Source organism: Segatella copri (assembly GCF_009494395.1).
GTDB lineage: Bacteria > Bacteroidota > Bacteroidia > Bacteroidales > Bacteroidaceae > Prevotella.
In genome coordinates this window covers 1-4,038 of the sequence record NZ_VZCB01000064.1, presented here as the reverse complement: position 1 = coordinate 4,038, position 4,038 = coordinate 1, and the positions used below count along the sequence as shown (strand labels likewise).

The following is a 4,038-nucleotide window of genomic DNA, read 5'->3' as shown; positions in this document are numbered from 1 at the left end:
TCTGTGGAGGCGTGAGCAACGCCAATGGCGATTTCGTCATCCCCTGCCAGCAGAAGCAGGTCCTCATGAAGGTTTCGTTCGTAGGCTACAAGACGATTTGCAAGCTGGTACCTATTGCCCGCATCGGAAATGTGAGGATGCAGGCGAATGCCTATCAACTGGGCAAGGTGGAAGTAAAGGGCAAGCTGCGTATCGACCACGGCGACCATGCCTCTTATACATTCTCTGACGAACAGATCAGGAACTCACGCCATTCACAGGATCTCCTGGGAACACTCCCGGGAATCTATACCGATCCGATGACCGGCAAGACATCCAGTATGACCGGAAAATCCATCAAAATTCTCATCAACAACGTGCCGATGACGAGCGAGAACGACTTGAAGGCTATTGCCGCCAACAAAATAAAGAAGGTGGAATACTACGAAGATCCTCCTATCAGATACGGCGATGTGGGCATCTTGATGAACATCATTACCAAGCCGCTTGATACGGGTTATACTACCGGTTTTGACGTGTCCAGTGCCTTGACCACAGGGTTTAGCGATGACAATGTGTATTTCAAGTACAACAAGGGCAATCATCAGTTTTCCTTCGATTACAACATCAACGTGAGAAACTATCGTAACTGGATAGAAGACAACCAGTATTCCTTTACGCTTGACGACCAGCAGGCTGTCTATGATTACCATCTGCACAAGCGTTTTGGCTATACCGACAACAAGTTCAACCTGAAGTATGCTTACAGCAAGCCAGATGACGTAACCTTCCAGGTCACCTTTTCGCCAGAATTGTCACATAAGTTCAACCGGGGAAATAGCGAGGTTGCAACGCAAGGAAACGAGGCTTGGAAGGATGGTTTCGGAAACACGAAGGATATTGTAGATTACGTGAAACCAGCAGTAGATCTCTATCTCAGCAAGCAGTTTGCCCATAAGCAGACACTCGATGTGGACTTGCTCGGTTCTTACTTCAACACCAGGCAGCAAATGCTCAACCGGCAATGGACTTCAGACAAGGATAGCATCTTGACCGATGACGACATGAACTCCAGGAGCCACATCTATTCCCTGATAGGAGAAGCTGATTATACCAAAGAATGGGAGCAGGGAGAGCTGTCGGCAGGAGTTTATACCTGGAATAAGTGGAGCGACTATAATGTGCGCAATATCCTTTCCGGCTATGAGCCATCCAAGTATTCTTCATGCATCAAGATCAATACGGTTTATGCCCAATACCAGAACCATATCGGCAAGTTTACCTATCGTATAGGCGTAAAGAGCACGTGGAGAACCCAGAGCTATCAGGATCTCACCTATAACAACAACTATATTCATCCGTTGCTGTATTTATCTTATAAGCTGAAGAACGGTTCGTTGCAGCTGCTATCATCCAGCGGCACCAATTATCCCGCCATCTCAACATTGAGCGAGAACATGACGATTGTCATCCCCGGGCTGATGAAGCAGGGCAACCCGAATGTAAAGGCTACGATGGAATGGGGACCGATATTCAGATACACCTATAATGATGCGATGCTCTACCTGCAAGTAGCACTTTATGGAATCTATAATGACAAGGTAATTACACCTTATTATTATTGGACCACGGTGAACGACAGGCGCAGCATAGTTTCTACCTATGAAAACGGCAGTTTCTATTGGCGTTATGGCACAGGCTATTATCTTCAGTTCAAGCCGTTCAAGAACGAGGTATTGAAACTGATGGTGGGTGGAGGTTTTGAGCGAGAGGTAATCAGCAATTCCTATGGTCGCCATTGCTACTGGTGGAGTCCTTTCAAATATGGCATCTATTTCCGGAAGGGAAACTGGGGAGCATCTTACCAGGGAAATATTCCTTCAAAGATGGCAGTCTTGGACTATCGCAAGGCAGATGAGTCCAAGAGTGAATTCTCTGCTTTTTACCAGAAGGGAGCCTGGCGTTTCTCGTTCTATGGCTTGTGGATGTTTGCACCAGCCAAGTATGAGAGCAAGACGTTCGACAATCCGATTATGAACCAGACGGAGCAGCACATCATCAAGGATAATCGCCGCATGCTGATGCTGGGTGTCAGCTACAACTTCTTCTCCGGAAAGAAGAAGAACATCCGGAAGAACATCAACAACTATGATTCAGATGCAGGCGCATTCAAGTAAAAGCCGTCTTCGCTTTTCCCGAAATCACAAATAAGCAAAAGGCTGGACTTCCTCACCCGAAGTTCAGCCTTTTTGCATGTTATCTGAATTCCAGAAGCCATTTCCATAGAGGGATTATCTCTATGCGGCAACCATCCTTCTCAACAATATCCTCCTCGTCCTTTGTCACAACAATCATCCGCTTGACATTCTGGACAGAAGAAAGCTTGATCAGCCCATCTGTCTCCCGCCGGAAAGTATCGGAATCTGCCATAGAGTAGGAAACCTGTATGGCCAATTCTTCTTCCGGAATCACAAAATCTACCTCGGCATTCCTGCTGTTCCAGAAATAGCTGCCGTCACCATATTTCCGCCTGAGCGTGACGGCAACTATGTTTTCCAGCAACGAAGTGTCTGCATCTACAAGAAAAAGATGAAGCAAACCATTGTCCGTAAAAAAATACTTGCGGTTGGATTCCTTGTCCTGCAACTTTCCGAACAAATTCTCATACGGCAAAATGAGCCAGGTGTCAGCCATGTAGCCGACATAATCTATCGTGGCATCCGTACTGAGTTTTTTTCCGGTACTACTCACGATACTGGCTATTCTGCTGTAAGATAATGGCTGCTTCACGCTTTCTGCCATCTTGCGAATCATTACCCGCAGGGCATAGTCGTTACGAATCTTATACCGAGCCACCAAATCACCGAAGAAGATTTTACTGAAGAGATTGCTCATCCACGACCTCGGCTCCTTCATCCCTACCGTCTCAGGCAAACCTCCATGCTGGAAATAGATATTAGAGAGTCTTACAATATCCTTAGCGTAAGCATAGAGGGCATTCTTTGCCTTTACATCAATACCGCTCGCCTTCAGATATTCGGCAAAGGAATAGGGATACACCTCATGTATCATGTACCTGCCACCGAGTGTTGTCGCTATCTCGCTGCTCAACATCTTGGCATTACTACCCGTGATGTAAACCTGATATTTCTGATCTGCTAACCTGCGGGCAAACTTTTCCCATCTATCTACCAGCTGAACCTCGTCGAGGAAGAAGATAGGACGACTGTCATACATTTCTTCATAACAGGTTTTTATCAGGTCAAGGTCGGTCACATCCAAGGAGTCAATACGGTCATCCTCGAAGTTGAAGTACAGGATTTCCTCCCGCTTATGCCCCTGTTCCAGCAGCTGTGCTATGCGCTGATACATCAGATACGATTTTCCTGCGTGTCTCAATCCTACAAACACGTAATTCAGTCCATCCATGAGCTCTACGTCACGATGAACCAGTTCTACTTGAGTAACATAAGCCTGATACTCAATTATCAGTAATTTAATCAAATCCTTCGTCATAATTCCCTTTCTTTTTACTGAATCCGGTGCAAAGATACATATTTTATCGTTTATAGACGACAAAAATAACAACTTTTTATCGTTTATAGACGACAAGCATCATTTTTCAACGCAATCTCTTCCTCATTCCCGCCTTCCTGTGGCTTTATAAGCATCTGAAGAAAGAGCAAGTCCGATAGGGTATTTTTGACGTTTTAAAAATTTGCATTAAAAAATATTCTGCTAAGGGTTAGGAAAATGAAAATTCGATTGTAATATAGGCAAAAGAAAAGAAAATAAAGTAATGCAAATAAACAAAGAAACGATAGAACAGCTCTTCCGGCAGCATTATCTGAGGATGTACCAATTGGCCAGGGTACTTCTGAAGGATGATGCAGCCAGCAAGGATGTGGTGAGCGAAGTCTTTGCCGATGTGCTCGACGGAAAGACTCAACTGGGTCTTGATAACGAGACAATAGCCAGCGATTCGCCCCTGCCTTCCGCCAACACCGGGAGCTATCTTCTGGTGTGTGTGCGCCATAAATGCCTCAACCTGTTGAGCCG

2 protein-coding genes and 1 pseudogene are annotated in these 4,038 nt (G+C 45.5%); 2 read left to right on the top strand and 1 reads right to left on the bottom strand.

Annotated features, from left to right (window positions below; all coding sequences use genetic code 11):
* A partial coding sequence (locus F7D73_RS16045; RefSeq protein WP_194256877.1) for a hypothetical protein occupies positions 1 to 2,156 on the top strand: 2,156 nt, incomplete at its 5' end.
* A 79-nt stretch (positions 2,157 to 2,235) separates the two neighbouring features.
* Here the strand turns inward: F7D73_RS16045 and F7D73_RS08415 are convergent.
* Complete coding sequence (locus F7D73_RS08415) at positions 2,236 to 3,495, bottom strand: ATP-binding protein (RefSeq protein WP_153123847.1); 1,260 nt, start codon at positions 3,493 to 3,495, stop codon at positions 2,236 to 2,238.
* Between the two features lie 283 nt (positions 3,496 to 3,778).
* On the opposite strand from F7D73_RS08415, the pseudogene F7D73_RS08410 reads away from it, so the two are divergent.
* Positions 3,779 to 4,038 (top strand): annotated as a pseudogene (locus F7D73_RS08410) (hypothetical protein); the annotation flags it as partial.